Source organism: Acidovorax sp. FG60 (genome assembly GCF_057808995.1).
In genome coordinates this window covers 1-20,231 of record NZ_JBMDJC010000033.1, presented here as the reverse complement: position 1 = coordinate 20,231, position 20,231 = coordinate 1, and the positions used below count along the sequence as shown (strand labels likewise).

General features: G+C 59.3%; 23 protein-coding genes and 1 pseudogene. 9 read left to right on the top strand and 15 right to left on the bottom strand.

The window, feature by feature from the left end; all coding sequences use genetic code 11:
- Nucleotides 1–2: 2 nt before the first annotated feature.
- The 4 genes from ACODS0_RS26780 (at nt 3) to ACODS0_RS26765 (ending at nt 6,318) form a co-directional block, all read left to right on the top strand.
- On the top strand, nt 3–1,223 hold the full coding sequence (locus tag ACODS0_RS26780; protein ID WP_488838258.1) for a diaminopropionate ammonia-lyase: 1,221 nt from the start codon (nt 3–5) through the stop codon (nt 1,221–1,223).
- Between the two features lie 41 nt (nt 1,224–1,264).
- Nucleotides 1,265–2,437, top strand: coding sequence for a M20 aminoacylase family protein (locus tag ACODS0_RS26775; RefSeq protein ID WP_488838256.1), 1,173 nt, complete (start codon nt 1,265–1,267; stop codon nt 2,435–2,437).
- Between the two features lie 613 nt (nt 2,438–3,050).
- A complete protein-coding gene (locus tag ACODS0_RS26770) occupies nt 3,051–4,151 on the top strand; it encodes an AAA family ATPase (RefSeq protein ID WP_199445285.1) in 1,101 nt (366 codons plus the stop codon).
- A 58-nt stretch (nt 4,152–4,209) separates the two neighbouring features.
- On the top strand, nt 4,210–6,318 hold the full coding sequence (locus tag ACODS0_RS26765; RefSeq protein WP_488838253.1) for a S8 family peptidase: 2,109 nt from the start codon (nt 4,210–4,212) through the stop codon (nt 6,316–6,318).
- A gap of 367 nt (nt 6,319–6,685) precedes the next feature.
- On the opposite strand, the gene ACODS0_RS26760 is transcribed toward ACODS0_RS26765, so the two are convergent.
- Nucleotides 6,686–7,984 (bottom strand): Y-family DNA polymerase, encoded by a 1,299-nt coding sequence (locus ACODS0_RS26760; protein ID WP_488838251.1) that lies wholly within the window; start codon nt 7,982–7,984, stop codon nt 6,686–6,688.
- A gap of 20 nt (nt 7,985–8,004) precedes the next feature.
- Nucleotides 8,005–8,451 carry a LexA family protein gene (locus tag ACODS0_RS26755; protein ID WP_057228325.1) on the bottom strand — a complete coding sequence of 149 codons (447 nt, stop codon included), beginning with the start codon at nt 8,449–8,451 and terminating at the stop codon, nt 8,005–8,007.
- Between the two features lie 36 nt (nt 8,452–8,487).
- Between ACODS0_RS26755 and ACODS0_RS26750 the strand changes: the two genes are divergently transcribed.
- From ACODS0_RS26750 to ACODS0_RS26730, 5 genes are all read left to right on the top strand, one after another.
- On the top strand, nt 8,488–9,186 hold the full coding sequence (locus ACODS0_RS26750) for an SOS response-associated peptidase (protein ID WP_488838249.1): 699 nt from the start codon (nt 8,488–8,490) through the stop codon (nt 9,184–9,186).
- Nucleotides 9,187–9,374: 188 nt separating this feature from the next.
- Nucleotides 9,375–9,824: an HNH endonuclease gene (locus ACODS0_RS26745; protein WP_488838247.1), complete on the top strand. Its 450-nt coding sequence runs from the start codon at nt 9,375–9,377 to the stop codon at nt 9,822–9,824.
- Between the two features lie 288 nt (nt 9,825–10,112).
- Nucleotides 10,113–10,916 carry a DNA/RNA non-specific endonuclease gene (locus ACODS0_RS26740; RefSeq protein WP_488838245.1) on the top strand — a complete coding sequence of 268 codons (804 nt, stop codon included), beginning with the start codon at nt 10,113–10,115 and terminating at the stop codon, nt 10,914–10,916.
- Nucleotides 10,917–10,986: 70 nt separating this feature from the next.
- On the top strand, nt 10,987–11,298 hold the full coding sequence (locus tag ACODS0_RS26735) for an HU family DNA-binding protein (RefSeq protein ID WP_056057356.1): 312 nt from the start codon (nt 10,987–10,989) through the stop codon (nt 11,296–11,298).
- A 190-nt stretch (nt 11,299–11,488) separates the two neighbouring features.
- On the top strand, nt 11,489–11,899 hold the full coding sequence (locus ACODS0_RS26730) for a helix-turn-helix transcriptional regulator (protein WP_488838243.1): 411 nt from the start codon (nt 11,489–11,491) through the stop codon (nt 11,897–11,899).
- A 107-nt stretch (nt 11,900–12,006) separates the two neighbouring features.
- On the opposite strand, the gene ACODS0_RS26725 is transcribed toward ACODS0_RS26730, so the two are convergent.
- From ACODS0_RS26725 to ACODS0_RS26665, 13 genes and pseudogenes are all read right to left on the bottom strand, one after another.
- Nucleotides 12,007–12,336 (bottom strand): helix-turn-helix domain-containing protein, encoded by a 330-nt coding sequence (locus ACODS0_RS26725; RefSeq protein WP_488838241.1) that lies wholly within the window; start codon nt 12,334–12,336, stop codon nt 12,007–12,009.
- Nucleotides 12,337–12,751: 415 nt separating this feature from the next.
- A complete protein-coding gene (locus tag ACODS0_RS26720) occupies nt 12,752–13,216 on the bottom strand; it encodes a hypothetical protein (RefSeq protein WP_440597364.1) in 465 nt (154 codons plus the stop codon).
- Nucleotides 13,213–13,518 (bottom strand): hypothetical protein, encoded by a 306-nt coding sequence (locus ACODS0_RS26715; RefSeq protein WP_488838239.1) that lies wholly within the window; start codon nt 13,516–13,518, stop codon nt 13,213–13,215. The genes ACODS0_RS26720 and ACODS0_RS26715 overlap by 4 nt, the downstream gene beginning before the upstream one ends.
- Before the next feature lie 20 nt (nt 13,519–13,538).
- Nucleotides 13,539–14,123: an HAD domain-containing protein gene (locus ACODS0_RS26710; RefSeq protein ID WP_488838237.1), complete on the bottom strand. Its 585-nt coding sequence runs from the start codon at nt 14,121–14,123 to the stop codon at nt 13,539–13,541.
- A gap of 91 nt (nt 14,124–14,214) precedes the next feature.
- On the bottom strand, nt 14,215–14,442 hold the full coding sequence (locus ACODS0_RS26705; protein ID WP_488838235.1) for a hypothetical protein: 228 nt from the start codon (nt 14,440–14,442) through the stop codon (nt 14,215–14,217).
- Nucleotides 14,443–14,552: 110 nt separating this feature from the next.
- Nucleotides 14,553–15,257: a helix-turn-helix transcriptional regulator gene (locus ACODS0_RS26700; protein ID WP_488838233.1), complete on the bottom strand. Its 705-nt coding sequence runs from the start codon at nt 15,255–15,257 to the stop codon at nt 14,553–14,555.
- A gap of 63 nt (nt 15,258–15,320) precedes the next feature.
- A complete protein-coding gene (locus ACODS0_RS26695) occupies nt 15,321–15,542 on the bottom strand; it encodes a hypothetical protein (protein WP_488838231.1) in 222 nt (73 codons plus the stop codon).
- Nucleotides 15,543–15,568: 26 nt separating this feature from the next.
- Entirely contained in the window at nt 15,569–15,847 is a 279-nt protein-coding gene (locus tag ACODS0_RS26690; RefSeq protein ID WP_488838229.1) for a hypothetical protein, read from the bottom strand.
- 160 nt (nt 15,848–16,007) lie between these two features.
- Nucleotides 16,008–16,991 (bottom strand): Bug family tripartite tricarboxylate transporter substrate binding protein, encoded by a 984-nt coding sequence (locus ACODS0_RS26685; RefSeq protein WP_488838227.1) that lies wholly within the window; start codon nt 16,989–16,991, stop codon nt 16,008–16,010.
- Between the two features lie 29 nt (nt 16,992–17,020).
- The gene (locus ACODS0_RS26680; protein WP_488838225.1) at nt 17,021–17,704 is read right to left on the bottom strand and encodes a flavin reductase family protein; all 684 of its coding nucleotides are present in this window, start codon (nt 17,702–17,704) and stop codon (nt 17,021–17,023) included.
- An 18-nt stretch (nt 17,705–17,722) separates the two neighbouring features.
- Nucleotides 17,723–18,259, bottom strand: coding sequence for a cupin domain-containing protein (locus ACODS0_RS26675; protein WP_488838223.1), 537 nt, complete (start codon nt 18,257–18,259; stop codon nt 17,723–17,725).
- Nucleotides 18,260–18,318: 59 nt separating this feature from the next.
- Nucleotides 18,319–19,428, bottom strand: a complete 1,110-nt coding sequence (locus ACODS0_RS26670; protein ID WP_137747137.1) for an alcohol dehydrogenase catalytic domain-containing protein — start codon at nt 19,426–19,428, stop codon at nt 18,319–18,321.
- Nucleotides 19,429–19,546: 118 nt separating this feature from the next.
- A pseudogene (locus tag ACODS0_RS26665) lies at nt 19,547–20,125 on the bottom strand (alpha/beta fold hydrolase); the annotation flags it as partial.
- Nucleotides 20,126–20,231: the final 106 nt, after the last annotated feature.

Here is a 20,231-nt window from a genome sequence, read left to right as displayed (position 1 = left end):
CCATGCTGATCCTCAACCCACGCGCCACGCGCACGCCCTATCCCGATGACTTGGCCGCGATCATGAATACCACCCGCGCGCATGAAAGCCGCCAGTGGCTCTCCGCCTGGCCCGGGATCGCCCGTGGCGCAACTCCGCTGTACGACCTGCCCGACGCAGCGGCACGCCTGCGCCTGGGTCGCCTGAGCATCAAGGACGAATCGGTGCGCTCACCGCTGGGCAGCTTCAAGGCCCTGGGGGCGCCCATCGCACTGGTGCGGCAGATCCTGCGACTGCATCCGGAATTCGAGCCCGCCGCCGTGCTGACCGGGCGCTATGCCGACCAGCTCCGGGGCTACACCGTGATCAGCGCAACCGACGGAAACCATGGCCGTGGCCTGGCCGCTGCAGCACGGGATGCCGGCTGCCGCTGCGTCATCGTTCTGCACGCCCATGTGAGTGAAGAACGCGAGCGGGCCATCGCCGTTTATGGCGCACGGATCGTGCGCATCGCGGGTAACTATGACGAATCTGTGCAGGAGGCCGCGCGCTTGGCGCAGGCCAACGGCTGGCAGGTCGTTTCCGACACATCGTATGACGGCTACGAGGAGATTCCACGCGACGTGATGCAGGGTTACGGCACGATCGCTGAGGAGATCGTCGAGCAGTTGGGAGACATTGCTGGCGAGCCATGCTCTTTCACTCACGTCTTTCTGCAAGGCGGTGTGGGCGGCATGGCGGCCGGGCTCGCCAGCTATTTCTGGGAGTATCACGGCAAGCAACGTCCTCGCTTCATTGTTGTGGAACCTGCGCAGGCCGACTGTCTGCTGCAGAGTGCCATTCAGGGCCATGCCGCCAAGGCAACAGGCTCGGTCGATTCGGTGATGGCAGGCTTGGCCTGCGGTGAAACCTCGCCTCTGGCTTGGCGCTTCCTGCAACCTTGCGTGGATACCTTCATGACCATCGAAGACGAGCAGGCAGTGGCAGCAATGCGGCGGCTGGCACAGGGCAGCGAGAACGACATCCCCGTCGTCGCGGGGGAGTCAGGTGTCGCGGGTCAGGCCGCACTGGAGCTTTTGCGCTCAGATCAGGGCCTGTCGTCCCAGGTCGGGCTCGACGAGAAATCCAGCGTGCTGATCATCAGCACAGAAGGTGCTACCGCCCCTTCCGTGTACGAGGAACTCGTGGGTCAAAGTGCTGAGGCCGTGCTCCGGCGCCAGGCGACTTGGCTGGCAGCGCACTGAATGTGCAAGGTTATGCAATCACGACAGATTGGAGACGCATCATGTATGTAGACAGCGATGTGGGCACTCAGATGGTGGCTTGGCGCCATCATCTGCATCAGTTTCCCGAAACAGGATTCAATGAGCACAAGACGGCAGGCTTCGTCACCAAGGCCCTCGAATTGATGGGCCTGGAGGTACATCAGGGCATTGGAGGAACAGGCCTGGTCGCCAGCCTCACAGTAGGTGACGGCAAAGGCGTCATCGGCCTACGCGCCGACATGGATGCCCTGGCGATGACTGAGACCGCCGAAGGGCGGCCGCATATCTCCCGGAACGCAGGGTGCATGCACGGCTGCGGGCATGATGGGCACATGGCCATGCTGTTAGGGGCGGCACGGATACTGACGCAAAGCCGAGACTTCAACGGCACGGTACGCTTCATCTTTCAGCCCGCCGAGGAGCACGGCCGTGGTGCCGGCGCGATGATCAAGGACGGCTTGTTCGAGCGTTTTCCTGTCGATGAGATCTATGGTGCGCACAACATCCCGGGTATGCCGGTCGGACACATCGCCACACGCGCTGGAGGCATCATGGCCAGCGAAGACAATTTCATCATTCGCATCAAGGGCCGTGGTGGCCATGCCGCACGCCCTCAAATGGCGATCGATCCTTTAGTGGTCGCGGCGGAGATCATCCTCGCGCTGCAGACGATCGTCGCGCGCTCTGTCGACCCGTCCGACTCTGCCGTGGTCTCATGTACCGAAATCCACAGTGATGGCATTCGCAATGCCATCCCCACGCACGTGGAAATCAAGGGTGATACGCGCAGCTACTCACCTCAAGTACAAGCCCTGCTGGAATGCCGCATGCGAGAAATCTGCAACGGTATCGCGTTGGCCCATGGAGCCACTTGCGAGGTGGAGTACACGCACGAATTCGTACCGACAGTGAACTGGCAGCAGTGCACCCCAATAGCGATCAAGGCGGCTCAAGAGGTAGTAGGAGCCGAAAACGTTGAGGAAAACGTCGCGCCCATGATGATCTCAGAGGACTTCGGGGCTTTCCTCAAGGTCGTGCCAGGAGCTTTCGTCTTTATTGGCAACGGCGCGACCAACTCGCTTGGCGGTGTGCCATTGCACAACGCCAAGTACGACTTCAACGACGCAATATTGCCGATCGGGGCGCGCTACTTTTCTGCATTAATTCGACAACGCCTTTCACTTGAAAGCTGAACATCGCTGGGAAGATTCTGCCCGTCGTTGACTTGCGGGAAAAAGTGGGGGATGAGGGCGGGTCCAGGCTGCAAGCCGTCGGTCGCCCGGCCACCGGTGAACGACTGCTGCGATCAGGACCAGCCCTTGGATAGGATGCCGATCGCTGGTCCAAGATCGAAACCCGACACAGGCGGCATGCTTAATCGTGGACATCACCCCATGAATCGCAAGCCATCGGCCTCGCTTGTACTCGGTCTTCTCGGCATTCCTGTTCGACTTTCAGTCCAGTCCTCTTCGCATGTCGACGGCCGCCGCTGCGCTTAAGGCGGACAAAAGCAGAGCAGCGCCTGCCGTTCCGACACCGTCAGCAACTTCGACGTAATTCCTTGCGGAGTTTTGATGCCGATGATGCTGTATTCCCATGCACCAGCCGGAGCGCGCTCGATGCTTGCCTCCTGTCGTGGGCCGACGAAGCATCGACGAATCCGCCTCTTCATCGGTTCTCGCGCAGTTGCCTGGTGATGCGAAGTTCGTTCGGCCGACGAAGAACCGGCTGGTGCGAGTGCTGGTTCATGAAGTGGTTCATTGATGGTACACTTCTAGAATGAGTGAACCACTAAGCAATTGATCCGTGACTGTTTCCAAAAAATTGATAGAGGTGTCTGCGGCTGATCTGAGCCAGCTACTCCAGCAAGGTATGCAAGGAAATGGGGCAGGCTTCGCGCTGCTTGCCCGCCGAATGGTGAGCAAGATTAAGAAAGCCGATCCGGAGGCAGCGCAAGTATTGGTGAGTGCTTTGGACACCCAGGAGGTGACGCGCGGTGTGTTGCCTCCTGTAGACGTAGACAGCCGAATGAATCTGTTACGCGAAGAGCGATCAGTGGTCTTGGAGTTCGAGCCACTTTGGCCGACCGATATACGAAAGCAGCTGGAATTGGTTCTCGCGGAGCGGCGTAATGCGCTCAAACTCATCGGCGCGGGGCTGCAACCGATTAAAACTGCCATGTTCAAAGGTCCGCCGGGTGTCGGAAAGACGATGGCTGCGCGTTGGTTGGCGCGGGAACTGAACTTGCCGCTCTTGACGTTGGATTTGGCAAGCGTGATGAGCAGTTTGCTAGGGAAGACCGGAAGCAACTTGAAGGCAACCATTGACTATGGCAGCAGCTTCCCCTGCGTGCTCTTGCTCGATGAATTTGACGCTGTGGCCAAGCGCCGTGATGATGACCGTGACGTGGGTGAACTCAAGCGTCTAGTGACGGTGCTGCTGCAAGCGTTCGATCAATGGCCGTCGAGCTCTCTTTTGGTGGCCGCCACCAATCACCCTGAACTCCTCGATCCTGCCGTTTGGCGACGATTCGATGTGCAACTTGACTTCGCCGCCCCTGCGATCGACGAGATAAGTGCCCTGTTGCGCCACGAGGGGCTCAGTGACTCGTTTGTGTCGCGGATAGCTCCTTTGCTCGCGGGGGCGTCCTATGCCGATATCCGGCGCAAGTTGCTATCGGCCCGTAAGGTCGGCCTGCTTCAAGACCTGCCTTTCGAGCAAGTCCTGCTCGAACAGAACGCATCGAAACCACAAAGTCTGCGAGCAGAAGAGGTAAGGCGCCTGCGTCAGGCAGGCATGTCGCAGCGAAAGATCGCCGACTCGTTGGGCATTTCACATCCTACCGTCAACCGCATTTTGAAGAGTCTGGAAAAGGGAAATTATGGTTACCAAGAACCTTCTGCTTAGCGGTGGTGAAAAGTTGGTCGGTGTCGCAGAAATTGCGCGTCCACGAGGTGACAAGACCATGCCCTACTCTTTCGATGAGGTCCGGGAAGCAATCCGCCAGCCTCTTCAGGAAATCAGGGCGTCCCTGCGGGAGGTTCCGCGTGTCGCAAAGCCTCGAGATGAGGGCGTTTTTGAGATGGTTCTCCATCCCTCATTTCTCGCCAGAAGCTACTACCCTTACAAGCTGCTGCGCGCTGTGGGGTTACGCGATATTGGCAGCAAAGAGCGAATCATCACACCTCGCGCGACGACCGATGCCCGGTACGCTGGAAAACCGCATGCCACAGCATCGCTGTTCGTGGCAGGTACAGATACCTCATTAGCGCGTTTTGCGGATGTACTCTCGCAAGAGAGGCGCCCTCTTGGAATTGAGCGCCAGGTCATGGAGATCGAAACGATCCGATGGATCGACCATGAGGAGAAGCTGAAAGGCGACTTTCCTGAGGGGGATCATCTCGCCTTTGAAGTGGCGCTGCATGCTGGCGCTGATGCCGATGACATTCTGGTCGCGTTCCAGCGCTACGCGAAGAGCCAAGGCGCAACCGCCGATGTGAGCCGTAAGATACGTGTCGGTGGTTTGACCTTCGTGCCAGTATTTGGCTCAAGTGCTCAGATTCGTTCCCTCGCGGACTTCACATTTTTGCGGGTAGCGCGGCTGATGCCCGTCCTGCGGACAGCGATACCGAACATGGTCCGCACGACTGTTCCCGGTGCGACTTTCAAGCTCCCAATAGCGGCGCCCTTACACCCCAGTGAGAGGGCAGCCATCTTCGACGGCGGACTGGGTACCACCGATCTGGCAGCATGGGCCACAGAAATCACATATCCCGAAACTGCAGCTACAGCTGGATCACTGCTCCTTCATGGCAGTGAGGTTACTTCTTCATTTTTGTTCGGGCGGCCCGGCCGCAGCCCTTCAAATATGCCTTATATGGGCGTCGACCACTTTCGTGTCCTTGCGCCTTCGTCTGGCAAAGATCCGGACCTTTTCGACGTCCTTTTGCGAATCAAGCAAACGTTGGAGACCGGGCGATACCGGTTCGCTAACTTTAGCTTAGGGCCCCATATGCCTATCGACGACGACGAAGTCCACACTTGGACAGCTACGTTGGACCAGCTATGCGCAACCTACGACATCGTTGCCACCGTCGCTGTTGGCAACGACGGCATCCACGAGGGAGCAAACCGGATTCAGCCACCGGGCGATATGGTCAACGCTATTGCGGTCGGTGCATGCGATTCTCCGGGCGCCCGATGGCGGCGGGCTCCCTACAGCTGCGTGGGCCCGGGACGAAGCCCTGGGTTTGTCAAGCCCGATGGGGTCGCTTTCGGGGGGTCTGATCAAGAGCCATTTGAAGTCTACAGCCCCATCCTGTCGGGAGTCTCCGGCGTTCAGGGAACTAGCTACGCCGCACCACTAGCACTCCGCACGGCCGCTGGCATTGCAGCGACAACCACGCACAGTTTGACAGCGACCGGTATCAAGGCGCTCCTCATTCATCACGCAGAGTCTGCACCACGACTAAAGCGCAGCGAGGTCGGGTGGGGAAGATTTCCCGAGGACGTCGCGAGCATCCTGGAGTGTGGCCCAGGCTCCGCGACCGTGATCTTCAACGCATCGTTAGCCAAGGGTGAGTACAGGCGTTGTCCTGTTCCCTTTCCAGACGTCGCACTCAATGGCCCGGTGCACATCCGCGCAACGTTCTGTCTTAACGCGCACACCGATCCGGAACACGCAATCAACTACACCCGCACCGGGATCGGCGTTGTCTTCCGGCCAAGACTGGGCGTCGGGGAAGATGACAGCGCGGAGTTCTTTGGCATCAGCTCCCAATACAAAGCCACAGAACACAGAATGCGAACGGCGGCGCACAAATGGGAGACAGTGCTCCATCGTGATCGCAAGTTTGAGCCCCCTATCGCAATTGCGGGCCCAGTATTCGATGTTGAATACCATGCTCGTGCCGAGAGCAGGAGCGTACCGGCAACGTCGGCCCCTGATGCTGACTTCGCACTAGTGGTTACAGTCACTGCTCCTGCGGTTCCAAACTTGTACGACTTGATTCGACAGAAGTATCCCGTTCTGCTGCCCGTCGGACTGCGCGTCGACGTTGACCTCGATGTTTGAGCTTGCATCACTCTAAACGTCACCGGCTGGTCGACTTGAAGCTCTAGGCGAGCTAACAGCCTATGGCCACTTTGCCGAGCCCTCACTCTGCGCCTCGGCCACTGTTTCCTACAAAGGCGGCGTGCCCTTATGCGTCCAGATGGAAGCAAACCAAGCGAACCCCAAGCTAAATGCTTGGAGCGCTTCGTGACGAGCTTTGCAGAAACGCTAGATCGATTCGCAACCTAATTCACAGGAGTTAGAGCCGGAATCGAGCTGACCGAACGGCAGACGTCCGCAGCGTGGCACTCACCGGTCGTTGGAGTGCGGTCGATGAAGGGCGACAACCGCTGCAGAGCCGACTTCGAGCGCGGTATCGCCCCCACTCTTAGGCCCTTGCCACCGGCACATCTTCCCACCGCGTCGTGTACTGCGGCGTACGCCTCTCCTGCTTCATTCCCCACTGCTTGCCCTGGTGGGTGCCGCCTGTGGCACCTGAATGCACAGTGCCCTTGCCATAGCGCTGGTTGAGCGCATCCAGTGCCACCATGAGTTGAGTGCGGTCCCGATGGTCTTCATCCTCCAGATCCAGCTCACCCTGCAGCACGTTGCCCGGCACGAGGTCCAGCAGCATCACCCCGGCCTTGGCCATCTTGTAGCCAGGCTCATACATGCGGCGCATGCCAGCTGCCGCCGCCCACACCAGCTTGCCGGTGTCGGCCGTAGGCCGGCGCAGGGGCACCACCACCGACTTGTTGAAGCGAGGGCCGGGGCGGAACGGCGAGGTGTGGCAGAACACCAGCAGCTGGCTGGCCAGGCTGCCTTGCTTGCGCAGCTTCTCGGCCGCACGGCTGGCGAACTCGCTCACGGCCTCCACCAGCGGCGGCAGCTCGGTAACGGCCTGGCCAAATGAGCGCGTACAGGCAATCTCTCTCTTGGGCTCGGGCGCGTCATCCAGCTCGATGCACTGCATACCCTGCAGCTCACGCACCGTGCGCTCCAGCACCACGCTCCAGCGCCTGCGCACCATGGCCGGGTCCAGCCGTGCCAGGTCGAGCACCGTATGCACCCCGCACTGATGCAGCTGCGCGCCGATCTTGCGGCCCACGCCCCAGACTTCTTCCACCAACGTGCTGGCCAGCACATCGTCCAGGTCCTGAGCGGGTAGGGCGGTCAGGTTGCACACCTGGGCCAGCTCGGCGGGGTAGCTCCCCGGTTTGCGCTCAGCCGTCTTGGCGATGTGGTTGGCCAGCTTCGCCAGCGTCTTGGTTTGGCCAATCCCGATACCGCAGGGGATGCCCACCCACTGGTGGATGCGGGCGCGAATGGCGTGGCTGCGTGTGATCAGGTCGCCCCGTAGCCCCTGCAGGCCGATGAACGACTCATCGATGCTGTAGATCTCCTGCGAGGGGCCCAGGCCTGCCGCAAGGCTCATCATCCGGTTGCTCATGTCGCCGTACAGCGTGAAGTTGGCGCTCAAGGCCACTAGGCCGTGGGTCTCTTCCATGTGACGGATCTGGAACCACGGCGCCCCCATCTTGATGCCCAGGGCCTTGGCCTCATTGCTGCGGGCGATGGCGCAGCCGTCGTTATTGCTCAGCACCACCACCGGGCGGCCGTTGAGGCTGGGACGGAACACCCGTTCGCAGCTCACATAGAAGTTGTTGCCATCCACCAGCGCATACATGCTGGCCTCCGTCCATCAGATCAGGTGAGAAACAGCTTCACGCACCCACTCACCACCCCCCACACCTCAATGGTCTGGCTGTCGCGGGGGATGATGTCGGGATAGGTAGGGTTAGCCGCGCGCAGCTTGATGCGGCCGGCGCGCTGGTGCAGATACTTCACCGTGCATTCGCCGTCCACGATGGCCACCACGATGCTGTTGTGCTTGGGCTTGATTGCCCGGTCCACCGCGATGATGCTGCCGTCCTCAATGCCCGCGTCGCGCATCGAGTCGCCCCGCACGCGCCAGAAGTAGGTGGCCTGGGGGTGCTTCACCAGCAGCTGCATGATGTCCAGCCGCTCCACCACGAAGTCGTCAGCTGGGGATGGAAACCCCGCACGCACGCTCACCCCGCACAGGGGCAAGGCCAGCGACTGCGCCGCCGTGTCGTACGGCACGGGTAGCGGGGAATTCCAAAGACTGTACATATTTACAGTATAGCTCCCTGCTGCCAAAATGTTGCCATGTGTACCTACTACGAGGTCCCGGGCCGTGAGCAGCTGGTGCTGCACTTCGGTGACGTGCCCGAGGAAGAGTGGCGCGACAAGATGAGCCCGCTCTACCGGGGTCCGTTCCTGCGGGCCAAGGGCAAAGCTGGGCGCGAGCTGGTGGTAGGCCAGTGGGGCATGATCCCGCCGAACTCCAAGACGCACATCCCCACCGGCAAGGACGGCAAACGCCTGAGCACCGTCAACGCCCGGCGGGAAGGCATGGCCAAGTCATGGACCTACGGCGGCCCCTGGCGCAAGGGGCAGCGCTGCATCATCCCGGCGCAGCTGTACGTCGAACCCTACTGGGGAACCGGCAAACACATCCCCTGGCAGTTCGAGCGGGCCGACGGCGAGCCTTGGGGCCTGGCAGGCCTGTGGAGCGAATGGACCGACCCGGCCACGGGCGAGATGGTGCTCAGCTACACCATGATCACGCAGAACTGCGACGACGTGCCGGTGCTCAACCTGATGCACAGGCCTGACCCCAAGCGTGCGCCCGACATGCAGGACAAGCGCACGGTGGTGCCGCTGGAAAAGGGGGATTGGGACACCTGGTTGCACGGCACCGTGGAGCAAGCCGAGGCGCTGATCAAGGTGCCGCAATTGGAGCAGTTTGTGCACCGGGCGAAGGATCCGGCGCAGCAAGTCGAGTTACCTGTTGAGTCAGCATGACGCATGCGTGCAACAGCCGGTACTTGCGCCGACTGAACGCAGCGATATAAATTATTGGTTGTCCGGGCTAACGCGAACCCGGCCGCGTCGGGCTTACCTGGCGCATAGCCGAGTGGTGCGATGCCCCGGCGCCCGACCTGTCCGGCTATCGGCAACGGGAGTAGCTTCAACACTACCCCTGCTGCCAAATGAACAAGATAGCCAAACTCCGTATCCAGTCCGCGCTCATCCAACAATGCCGTTGTTTCTACTGCGGTTTGGCAATGATCGAACCTGCGTTGCCTGAGTTCACGCCCAAAGAACTCAAGCCTAAATTCCAAAAGTACCTTCGTTGCACGGCTGAGCATCTAACTGCTCGCCAGGATCAAGGGCGCGATTCCGCACAAAACATCGTTGCTGCCTGTTGGTGGTGCAACACTAGACGGCACAAAGGGCGTGAGGAGAATGCGCCAAATCCACAGAAATATCGGCAACGGGTGCAAAGCTTGATGAAAAAGGGCCGCTGGCACCCAGTTAGCGCGATAGCTGTCGCTTTCCGAACCAACGCCTACGGAGTAGGCGAGCCTTCAAAACCAAGGGCAAGCGTTACTTCAGCAAAACTGACGAACCTGCAGGCGTTCCCTAAAGGCGGCTTGTGAATGCCTGCGTATCTGGCAGACCAACTGCTTGAGTTGGATTAAAGCAGTTGCGGGACTTCCATGGCGGTGGCACTTTGCGCGGTGCGGGTGCTGCTGCCATGGGGAGTGTTAACTGAACCGCAGGGGCGGGCAGGCAGATCGGGCTCCCTTTGGGGAGCCCTTTCTGTTTGTGGGCGCCACTCTGCAAGCAGCTGTAAAACCCTGCGGGATCCGAGCATTCGGGCCTAAAGCGAGAGATGAATGGTGCTCCAATCGGGCTCCGTTTTGTTCGACCCGATTGCTCCTTCTGTGAATCGTTTGTTCTCTTGGCCAGGCCGTGTGCGCCTGGCGGCTGTGCTGGCACTGTCTCTTGCCGGCGTTGCTCTCCCGAATCTTTCCTGGGCGCGGTCTCCGCTGTTCGACAGTGCGGCCCTGCTCACGCCCGAGCCCACCTCCTTTGCACAGTGCCCGCAATTCTTTGCGAATGGCACACCACCCGCCATCACACCCCGGCCACAGCTGCGGGAGCTTTGTTATGAGGCGTTTGCGGTGCTGCACTCCGGCACCACTAAAACACCGGTGTTTGTGGCCCAGCGGTTGAACCGCAGGCTCATCGAGGATGCGGACGAGAAGCGGGCCAAGCGGTTCTTTGCAGATGCGCGCCTGCCCAGTGGCGAGCGGGCGGAGCTGGAGGACTACAAGCACTCCGGCTACAGCCGTGGGCACATGGCGCCTGCGGGAGACATGCCGACCCCGACGGCCATGGCCCAGAGCTTCAGTTTGGCGAACATGGTCCCCCAGAACGCCCAGCACAACGGAGGTGCCTGGAACAAGATCGAGCAGGACACGCGGCACTATGTGAAGCGGGCCAAGGGAGATGTGTTTGTGATCACCGGACCGGTGTTCACGGATGCGGGACCACGTATTGGGGCCAATGGGGTGAAGGTGCCCACCTATTTGTACAAGCTGGTGTACGACGCTACCACCCAAAGGGCCTGGGCGCACTGGCAGGAGAACCGGGAGGGGGAGACGGTGGGTCGGCCGATCAGCTACCAAGAGCTGGTCAAACGCACGGGCGTGGAGTTTTTGCCAAGAAGTGCACTGCAGCATTGAGTCGCAGCAAGGGCCGTGTCAGCGGCGGGGGTATAAATCGGGTCTTTCCAACCTCTACACGTGAGCATCCATGAACCGCGCAGAACTCGTTGAAATCCTGGCTTCCAAGAATGACCTGTCCAAGACCGCAGCCAATGCGGTGCTGGAAACGCTGATCGATACCATCCAGACCGCCGTCAAGAAAGGCGACGCTGTGCAGCTGGTGGGTTTTGGGACCTTCAAGTCGGCCAAGCGTGCAGCACGCACGGGCAAGAACCCATCGACCGGTGCAGCGCTGAAGATTCCTGCGAGCACGGTGCCCAAGTTTGTGGCGGGCGCGAAGTTCAAGGCCGTGGTGGATCCCAAGGCTGCCAAGCGCAAGGCGGACAAGGCTGGGAAGTAAGTACGACGCTTTCGGTCACCACCGAAGCAAACCGCCATGGGCTCAGGCCTCTGGCGGTTTTGTTTTTCGGGGACGAAGAAGGCGTGCGACACCGGCGGTGCACCAGCCCCTAAGTGCGCGATAAGGCGTCAAAGTTACCATTGGGCCTATGAATACGTTTTCCAATGCCTTTCGCGCTGAAGTTGTTCGCATGGCGCGCAAGGAGCTCAAACCTGAACTTCAGGGCATGCGCAAGGCGATCACTGGCCACCGCTCGGAGATCGCGGCACTGAAGCGTGAGGTCAAGGCGCTGACCTCCCAGCTCAAGGCTACTCAACGCCAGGTCAAAGCAACGGATGCACCCAAAGCCAAGGTGATCGTTGAAAAGGCCACCCCCCAGAAGTCAAAGCAGATCCAGTTCGATGCACAGGTGCTGATCGAGAAACGCGCGGCACTTGGTATCACACAGAAGCAGATGGCCCAGCTGCTGGGCGCTTCCTCGCTGTCGGTCTACAAGTGGGAGACGGGCCATGTTCATCCACGGGCAGCGCAATTGGAGCGCATTGCTGAAGTGCTCAAGCTGGGTAAGCGCAAGGCGCTGGCACTGCTCAATCCACTGTAAGCAGTGAACGTTGGGCTGGGCTGCCTCACCAGAGGCTGGAGGCGGAAGAAATGCGGCCCTGATGATCGCGGCTTCTATCTAAAACAACGTTCTGGTGAGCTTGGTGCTCAGGATGAGCAGTGGAACTCCAGCCCAATCTTCCCCGGCCTTTGCCGTGCTGTTTTGGTCACCAGGATCGTCACATCGTGACCGAGCATCGCAATCCATTCAAGCATCATTGCTTCACTCGTGCTGCGGAACTGCCCACGAACAATCTTCACGATGTCTGCTTGATCTATCCCAAGTAATTCTGCAGCTGCCTCATGGGTCAGATGTCGCGCCTTGATCGTCCAAGCTATATGCGACGCCAACGAAGCCTTTCGCTGCAACGCCTCAGCGTCTGGGTATCCAAGGTCGGCATAAACATTGGTGCTTCCAACTTCAACTGCGTCTGCCATTTCTGAATCCTTCGTGTCTACATATCCCAAGCGCAGGTTCCGACAACACGGTGGTTGTTCCCGCCATGAACTCCCGACAAGGCCCGCCTGGGCGATGTGTCGGATTCCACTGGAGCTTTCATTATGGAATGGCTTTCCACTCACCTTCTCAGAAGAAACTCATCAGGCTTCACGACGACAGATCGCCGCGTAAATACGGTTTCAGGGCGTTCAGCAAGGTAGGCAACCAGCTGACCGGTATTGTCAAATCGCCGTGAAAGCAGATTCGATTGAGGCAACAGGAGTAGCCGTGTCCCTATATTCACCGTGCCCGCAGGGGCGCTCGAATGCTGAACGCTGAAAAGAAGCTCCGGAACTAGGAGCTAGAAGTAAGGGATGTACTGAAGATCTGCGAGATTCATGAGGCGTAGGGGGGTCAATAGCCCTCAGCACCCGCCACTTCAATCACACGGGCCAGATGACCCTGCTCTATCGCCTGACGCGGTGTCCGGCCACCCAAAGCGCCCGATGGTGTCTCCAAGAAGGCGAGTAGTGCCCAGCCCTCAGTCGTTCCCAAGGCTTTTGAAAGCTTGGGCAATGCATCCCATAGGGCAGGTTCAAACTGCCAACGAGGCAACTTGAATCCACGCCGGGCCTGGGTCAATCCGATCGCCCGCCCTTTGGCGACCCACGCATTGATCGTCACTGGGGTGGTACCGACCAGATCCGCAGCCATGTCTGTGCAGAGCATGTCATTAGCTTCCAAGCGAGCCGTCCGGGCGGCCAGGCTGCCAGCCAGAAAGGCCTTGGTCTGAGCAGCAGACGCGTAGGGCGACGGATGTTCAACTGCGCTTGGGCTGTTGCTTGTGAGGCGACTCGTTGAGGTTGAGTGTGTTTTCATGGAGACTTCATCAATGGCCCCTTGCGGCCGTTGACCTTGCTGCTGAAAAACGAAGTGCGGGGCAAGTTCAATGCAACAGCCTGCTTGAGCTTAGCCACCGGACGTGAGGCCAAGGCGAATACCTCGCCGATGTGGCGAGCTGGCGCTTCGAGAACCAACGGGCCGATATCCAAATCCATGAAGCCGATACTGGCTGTCCGACGGCTGAGCACATTGGCCGAGATCGGGAGCGCTTGGCGACGTTTCACGATGCCAGCGGCAGATTGCAAGACCGCGAGGATGTCGGTGTGGCGTCGCATCATCGGTTGGTTGTTTTCAGAAACTACGAGAGTTGGGCGGACAACCCCGCATGGCAGCCGCGCAGCTTTTCCTTCAGCTCGTGTTGAACTACAGGGTTGGACAAGCCGGTAGTTCCTTCGCAAGCAACCAGATTTTCCCGACAAGAGTCAGGCCACCCCTCCAAATCGTCATCAAGTGCCAGCCACTGCCGGGGCCTTCGGCGCCGAGCGTCTTCTTGAACCTGCACACCCCGGGGGGTAGTGCGAAACATGGAAAGGTTCCAGGGATCCACGCCATGGACACGCTTGTGGTACGTCCCACCAATGAACCGGGCACGCAGGGAGGCCGGAAGCCGTTTGAGGGTTGCGCTGTATCCGGGGCGGATACACCAGGTGCTACTCAGCACCAGAGCGACTGCCGGGTACGGTTCAAGCACCGACTCCAGGATAGGAATCCATTCGAAAAGAGTGTGTCCTGCAGCCTCATACGGGCTCATGTAGATGCCCTTGCGGGGATGCCAGAGCACCTTTTCATGGTGAACAACACCATCCAGGTCCAGATACAGAGCGACATCCGCGCTGCGGGGAGTAGACGCAGGGAGAAACGGGGCGTTCTGGCTAGAGGGCATAGCCGTAGACATTTTGCATGGTGTCAATTGGTCAGCGGGGATAGCGACTGGTCCAGACCTGACTCACGACCAATCCTCTCCCTCCCCATGCCTACGAGTAGGCACCGGATTGGGCTCGCAAGAGCAAGCTCTTCACGACTTCCAGGCCGTCCGGCTCATTGAGCACATCGATGGGTCTTCGACGTCCTAATGCTGGGACCACACCAGTAAGCCCACCGTCCAGCCACACCTTTGCATCAAAACCGGTTTGGTCTCCTGACTCATCGAGCATGCCCTGTACGAGCACGGTGAGAGTGGCAATGTCGTCTTCAAGGGCCATGGCTTGCTCCGTGGAAATGGCGGGGATCAGTGCGCACCAGCGATGGTGCAATCCTGGGGATTGCGCGTCAATCTCCGGCCGTCGCCAGTGGCTAGTCCCAACTGCGCTTGTCATTGACGAGCCCTACTGGCGATTTCAAGAACGACGCCTTTCTTCAGGTCGCGGACTTCTTGGAGGATGCGCTTTCGGACATCTGGTGGCAGAACAGCGGTCATCGGGGACGCTTGCCTCAGTTCCTGCGCTCGGTGGGTTCTCCCCAGTGCCTTGCCCCACTTGCGATGCTCAAGGATGTCTTTCCACTCAACCCACAGGCTCGCCGATCGTTGATCCCCAGCATTCAGCCACTTTTGAAGAACTGCCTGGGCCTGCTGGATCAACGCAGGTTCAGCGCGAACGCGTCGCACCGCTTCTTCATGCAGGGCGAGACTTTGTAGATCCTGGATCCGGTGGCGCGTGGTGTCCGCGGAAACGACGATTCGTACCAACGGCGCATCACTGCTTGCCCCAGTCGCCGCTGTATTTGATGTGGCCGGTCGCGTGACGCCATCCGCCAACAACGCCAGGTCGCCCGCGATGCCCAACGCAGATAGGACTTTCAAGTAGGAGCCCATGGACGGCGTGGAATCTCCTGCTTCGACCGCTCTCAGCGTTGCGCGCGAGATTCCCAAGTGACTCGCCATCGCCACCGTGCTCAGGCCTTGCGCTTTCCTGAGACGCCGCAGCCTATCGCCTAACTGGAGGAGCAAATGGAGATGGAGAACTGAGGAGTTGCTGGAGGCGAGCACCCCAGGATAGTTGGCACGGTCTATCGACATATCGACTTCTTGCAGGCTGTTGCACCATACAACCAGTAGCTGGTGCGGTGCAATCAAATAGCTTCAAAACGGCGCAGGCGACTCCACCTGCACCACAGGCCCAGGCCCCGCATACACCACTTCACCGGAGTGTTTCACCGTCACCCGCCAGATCTCACCCTCCTGCGTGACTGCATACGCCTCAGCCTCCAGCGGCAGCAGGGTCTTCGTGGGGCACACACCACCGCCCCCGCCTGGTGGCGTGCACATCAAGGCCGGGTAGTTCCAGGGCGCGTTGATCGGCATGGCGTGTCCTCAGTGGACCAACACCCTCACACCAGCCGTACTTCAAAGTACGCCCCATCCCTTTCCCCCAGATCCCTGAACCCCGTCTGCTTGGCCACCGCGCTGGCTTTGCCCTGGGCCTTGAGCAAGGTGAGATCGCCAGGAGACACCACCTCGGGTGGCGATTCTTCCAGGCGGTGCATGGTGTCCAGCGCGGCTGCGACCTGTTCTGGGCCACCGAGCTGCTTTTTCAGAGCATGGGCGTACCGGGTCTCTGCTGCAATGCGCTCCTTGGCAGGGATCGCTTTGCAGCGGTTGCAGTCCATCGGAGCTTCCTTGGCTAAAGGCTGCTTACAGCAGGAAAGCAGGCAAATATAAGGAGCAGAGGGGGCACCGGCCGACAACCCAACTCTGCCTTGGACAGATCATGGTGCCCGTCTGAATTAACACGAGCACTCGACATAGACTTAGCTATGCGCCGGATGCTTAGTCGCCTTTGAATCCCGATGTCTTCACGATGGCGCCCCAGCGGCTCGCCTCAGCCTTCAGCATTCGATTGGTTTCAGAGCGATTCGCCCCTGTAACGGTAAACCCCGCTTCCGTAAGCTTGCCTGTCACCTCTGGTGCCTGGAGTGCCGACAATAGCGAGCGGTTGACTTCATCCAACACGACTTCGGGCGTACCCGCGGGAGCCAAGATACCGAGCCACGATGAGAAATTCAGCTTTGGCATGCCGACTTCAGCGGTAGTTGGAACGCTGGGGATAAGCGGAGAGCGTGTTTTTGCGGTTGTTGCCAAGGCCCGCATCTTGCCGCCCTTTAGTTGAGCACTCGCAACCGCCGTAGATACCCAGGCACCGTCGACATCCCCAGAAATGATCGCTGTAACTGCATCCCCAGTGTTTCTGAAGTGAATAGGTTCAACCTTCACATTCGCCTGAAGGCCGAATTCCACCGCCCCAAAATGGCCTGGGCTGCCGGCACCGAATGTAGCCAAGTTCAACGGATTGGGCTTTCCCTTCTTGGCCGCCACCATGTCCGTTAGAGATGCGTACGGCGATGTCGCAGGAACTACCAGCACAAAGTCTGCCCACGCTAGCTCCGCCACCCCCACAAATTCGCGGGCTGGATCGTAAGGAAGCTTCGTGAACGCGCTGGGCGCGATGCTGATAGAGCCGGCCTCAGCAAGCAGGAGGCTATAGCCATCTGCAGCACTCTTTGCAACTTGCTGCGATGCAATCTGCCCACCTGCTCCAGGCTTGTTGTCGATGACAACCGGTTGTTTGAAAAGCTCTGACAGGCGTTGCCCAACGACGCGAGCGAGCAAATCCGGCCCCGTCCCAGCCGGGAAACCGACCGTGACTTTGATTGGCCGGTCTGGAAAAGTCTGCGCTCCTGCCGAGAGAGGCAAGATTGCAGCCAATGCGGTCGCGAGCAGGATACCAATCCTGCCAATAGATGAGAATTTCATCGGTAGCACTCCTAAGTATGGTTTGCGTGCTACGACTTGTTCAGTTCCATGCTGACCTTGTCAGGCGATCCTTCCAGACCACCCAGCAGCGCCCGCTGATCACCGGGGATGACCATGCTGAATTTTGAGTCCACCGACGTGTATTCAAAGTAGCCCATACGTGCAATAGGCCGGACTTTGACAATGTCAACCAGACCATCCGCATCCAACACTTCGTCGGCGATGTGAATGGCGACCACCTTCCCAAAAACCACGTCAGCGCTACCCATCGGGCCATTCCCCGGAAAGCGCAGGGTGTTGAGGTATTTACACTCGAACTGAATCGGGGATCGCTTCACGCGCATGGGCTTTACCAGTCGTGAAGGAGCCTTCTCTAGCCCTGCAAGTTCGAACTCGTCTACCTCGGGTGGCAACTCTTGAGCGCTGATATTCACCGCCTCTCTGAGATCCCAAGTGGCCATGTTCCACACAAACTCACCCAACTGCTCCGCATTGCGGACAGTATCTTTACGTCCTCCCCTGCTGTCTTGGTTGGATGCGAACATGACAATTGGAGGGTTGAAAGTCACGTTCTGGAATTGGCTGTACGGAGCAAGGTTGTGGTTTCCATCCGCGTCGACTGTGGAGATCCAGCCTATTGGACGTGGAACAACGCAAGACTTGAAGGGGTCGTGCTTGAGGCCGTGGGGAATGTTTCCGGGTTCGTAGTACATAGCGGTGCGTTTATTCGTTCAAACAGCGCTGGATGTGCCGATCAGCACAAACAACATGGTGGCGGGCGCGGCACTTCTGTTTCTCCACGCATGCCGCGTGCCTTGCTGAATCACAACGTCGTGTTTCGCAAGCTTCTTTGTCTTGCCGTTGTCGAGCTCAAGGTGAATTTCTCCGTCGAGCAACATGCCGTAGTCCACCGTAGGCGTCGTATGCATGCCCGGGTTGTCCATCTCGAATCGCTCGGCCAAGCCTGGGATGGTTTCCATGTACTCGCCTCCGGCGGCAGCAGGATCGAAATCGCCTGATCCCATCACGCTGTCGGGAGGAAAGGTGATGACCATCAGCTTGGTACCACCAGCTTGAGGAAGCCACGAAGTTGCTTTTGCAGTCGGATCCTCACCTGTTGCTGCAGCGGGGAAATTGGTACCCCACACCAGCGCTGTCTCAAAACCAGGTACATGCACAAAGCTGTGAAACCTTGGAGTGAGTTCGTCCGATGTGAAGATGGATTTTCCCTGGCTGTCGTTGCCGGTTACGATGCGTCTTACTTGCATAGTTGTCTCCTGAATTTGAACTTGTACGGCGGCGCAATTGCTCCCGCCGGACCCGTGGGTCAATGCATGATCACTACGTTAGTGAAGCCGCCGCCGCGCTTGTCGACGGCCTCCAAAGCTTCATTCACTTGATCGAGCGTGAAGCGCTCGTGCTCAAAGACACCCAGATCGAGCGTTCCCGCATGGGCCATGTTTGCCATGTCTTGACCTTCGGCCGTGGTGAACCACAGTGACCCGATGTAGGATTTCTGCAGACACATCAGGGGGAAGGGTTCAAGCGGGATGGGTTCCGCTACGCCGCCGATATTCACTGCCTTGCCACCACGGCGCAGGCCATTGAATGCATCCAGGACGGTAGCCGGTGGCGCATTGGGTCCCAGCGTCTCGATCAGCACATCCACTCCGTAGCCATCCGTGGCTTCCATCACCACGTCCGCGGTAGGACGCACTCCCAGCTCGATGGGTACGACACGCGCATCGAGCTGCTTCAGCTTGGACAACAGGGCCTTGTTCCGTCCCGTAGCGAATACCTTCGCCGCGCCCATTGCAAGGGCGAGAATCACAGCGCCCAGACCAAGCGTTCCCGTTCCTCCGTCGACCAACACGGTTTGACCGGGCGAGAACTGAGCCTTTCGCAACGCTGAGTAGGAAGTCCCCAGGTACCCGAAGCGTGCGCCCTGTTCGAAGGTGATGCTCTCTGGCAGTACCACCAGATTCGAAGCAGGCGCCGTCAGGTATTGGCCGAAACCACCGTAGGGGTAGTCTTCGAAGAGCTTTTGAGAACCTGGCCCGAAGCCAAAGTAGCCTTGGAAAGTGTAGGCAGTGCAGTTCACGTTGTCGCCACGCCGACAGGCGATACACGATCCACAGGAAAGTCCAGGATTCACATAGACACGGTCACCTACCTTGATGCCAGACCGCACCTGGCTCCCCACTGCGGCTACAACGCCTGCAGAGTCGAGACCGTAGATCGCAGGGAGCTTGGGCAGCGGAAGGAACGGAAACCATTCAGAGTAGTGAGTCACCACGTTGCGGAGGTTTGGCACAACCCCAGCAGCCTTCACTTCCACGAGGACGTCAGTAGGCCTGACGTCGGGAACAGGCACATTATCAACTTGGAAGGGCTGGCCTTCCGTATGCAGTCGAGCTGCGCGCATCATCTTAGACATCTTGTCTCCTTTGCTTTGTTATCGATCCGATGCCGCCGCGCAGCCGCAAGCCGCTGGCGGCAAGAATGCCAGGAGTGCCTGGCTCACTGTCGCTGCTGAAATGGTTGAGCGGAGGCAATCAGCGCTGAAGGAACTCCAGCACCATGCGATTGAATTTCTCGGCGTGCTCCCACTGAGCCCAGTGGCCGCAACGGCTGAATACGTGGAGGTCCGCGTTCTGGAGACCTGCCACTAGGCGCAGACCCGTGTCGAGGGGCACGAACCGGTCATCGCGGCCCCAGATGATCAGTGCAGGCGCCTTGATCTCGCCCAGGCGATGTCCCACATCCGGGAACTGCTTGGGATTGGCTTCCGCGCTCTTCACAAAGTTTTCCAAGTGCTCACGGCGGGCGAGCATGTTGTCCAGGCGGGCCTGAAACAAAGCCTCAGTGAGGTTGCTCGTGTCATAGACGAACACGTTCATCATCCGCTTGAGGTTCTCGATCGTCGGGGCGCGATAGAGTGCTCCGATGAGCTTGATGCCTTCGGTCGGCATAGGGACGAAAGAGCTGACGCCGCCAGTTCCACCGCCCATCAGCACCAGCTTGCCAACGCGATCCGGATTTGCCAGGGCAAAAGCCACTGTGCTGTGCGCTCCCATCGAGTTTCCGACCAAGTGCACCTTGCTGATGCCGATAGCATCCAGAAGGCCTTTCAGAGCGGGGGTGCGGATAAAAACTTGGACTGGTTTTATGCCGCAAGTCCAAGACTCACCCGGTATTCGATCGGGCTGAGGGCCCCCAGGGAGATCTTGATCCGCTTCT

Bases quoted from the DNA above. Each gene is read 5' to 3' on its own strand.
- ACODS0_RS26780 (WP_488838258.1), top strand. From the start codon at position 3: ATGCTGATCCTCAACCCACGCGCCACGCGCACGCCCTATCCCGATGAC.
- ACODS0_RS26775 (WP_488838256.1), top strand. From the start codon at position 1,265: ATGTATGTAGACAGCGATGTGGGCACTCAGATGGTGGCTTGGCGCCAT.
- ACODS0_RS26765 (WP_488838253.1), top strand. From the start codon at position 4,210: ATGCCCTACTCTTTCGATGAGGTCCGGGAAGCAATCCGCCAGCCTCTT.
- ACODS0_RS26760 (WP_488838251.1), bottom strand. From the start codon at position 7,984: ATGTATGCGCTGGTGGATGGCAACAACTTCTATGTGAGCTGCGAACGG.
- ACODS0_RS26755 (WP_057228325.1), bottom strand. From the start codon at position 8,451: ATGTACAGTCTTTGGAATTCCCCGCTACCCGTGCCGTACGACACGGCG.
- ACODS0_RS26750 (WP_488838249.1), top strand. From the start codon at position 8,488: ATGTGTACCTACTACGAGGTCCCGGGCCGTGAGCAGCTGGTGCTGCAC.
- ACODS0_RS26745 (WP_488838247.1), top strand. From the start codon at position 9,375: ATGAACAAGATAGCCAAACTCCGTATCCAGTCCGCGCTCATCCAACAA.
- ACODS0_RS26735 (WP_056057356.1), top strand. From the start codon at position 10,987: ATGAACCGCGCAGAACTCGTTGAAATCCTGGCTTCCAAGAATGACCTG.
- ACODS0_RS26730 (WP_488838243.1), top strand. From the start codon at position 11,489: ATGGCGCGCAAGGAGCTCAAACCTGAACTTCAGGGCATGCGCAAGGCG.
- ACODS0_RS26725 (WP_488838241.1), bottom strand. From the start codon at position 12,336: ATGGCAGACGCAGTTGAAGTTGGAAGCACCAATGTTTATGCCGACCTT.
- ACODS0_RS26720 (WP_440597364.1), bottom strand. From the start codon at position 13,216: ATGAAAACACACTCAACCTCAACGAGTCGCCTCACAAGCAACAGCCCA.
- ACODS0_RS26715 (WP_488838239.1), bottom strand. From the start codon at position 13,518: ATGATGCGACGCCACACCGACATCCTCGCGGTCTTGCAATCTGCCGCT.
- ACODS0_RS26710 (WP_488838237.1), bottom strand. From the start codon at position 14,123: ATGCCCTCTAGCCAGAACGCCCCGTTTCTCCCTGCGTCTACTCCCCGC.
- ACODS0_RS26705 (WP_488838235.1), bottom strand. From the start codon at position 14,442: ATGGCCCTTGAAGACGACATTGCCACTCTCACCGTGCTCGTACAGGGC.
- ACODS0_RS26700 (WP_488838233.1), bottom strand. From the start codon at position 15,257: ATGTCGATAGACCGTGCCAACTATCCTGGGGTGCTCGCCTCCAGCAAC.
- ACODS0_RS26695 (WP_488838231.1), bottom strand. From the start codon at position 15,542: ATGCCGATCAACGCGCCCTGGAACTACCCGGCCTTGATGTGCACGCCA.
- ACODS0_RS26690 (WP_488838229.1), bottom strand. From the start codon at position 15,847: ATGGACTGCAACCGCTGCAAAGCGATCCCTGCCAAGGAGCGCATTGCA.
- ACODS0_RS26685 (WP_488838227.1), bottom strand. From the start codon at position 16,991: ATGAAATTCTCATCTATTGGCAGGATTGGTATCCTGCTCGCGACCGCA.
- ACODS0_RS26680 (WP_488838225.1), bottom strand. From the start codon at position 17,704: ATGTACTACGAACCCGGAAACATTCCCCACGGCCTCAAGCACGACCCC.
- ACODS0_RS26675 (WP_488838223.1), bottom strand. From the start codon at position 18,259: ATGCAAGTAAGACGCATCGTAACCGGCAACGACAGCCAGGGAAAATCC.
- ACODS0_RS26670 (WP_137747137.1), bottom strand. From the start codon at position 19,428: ATGTCTAAGATGATGCGCGCAGCTCGACTGCATACGGAAGGCCAGCCC.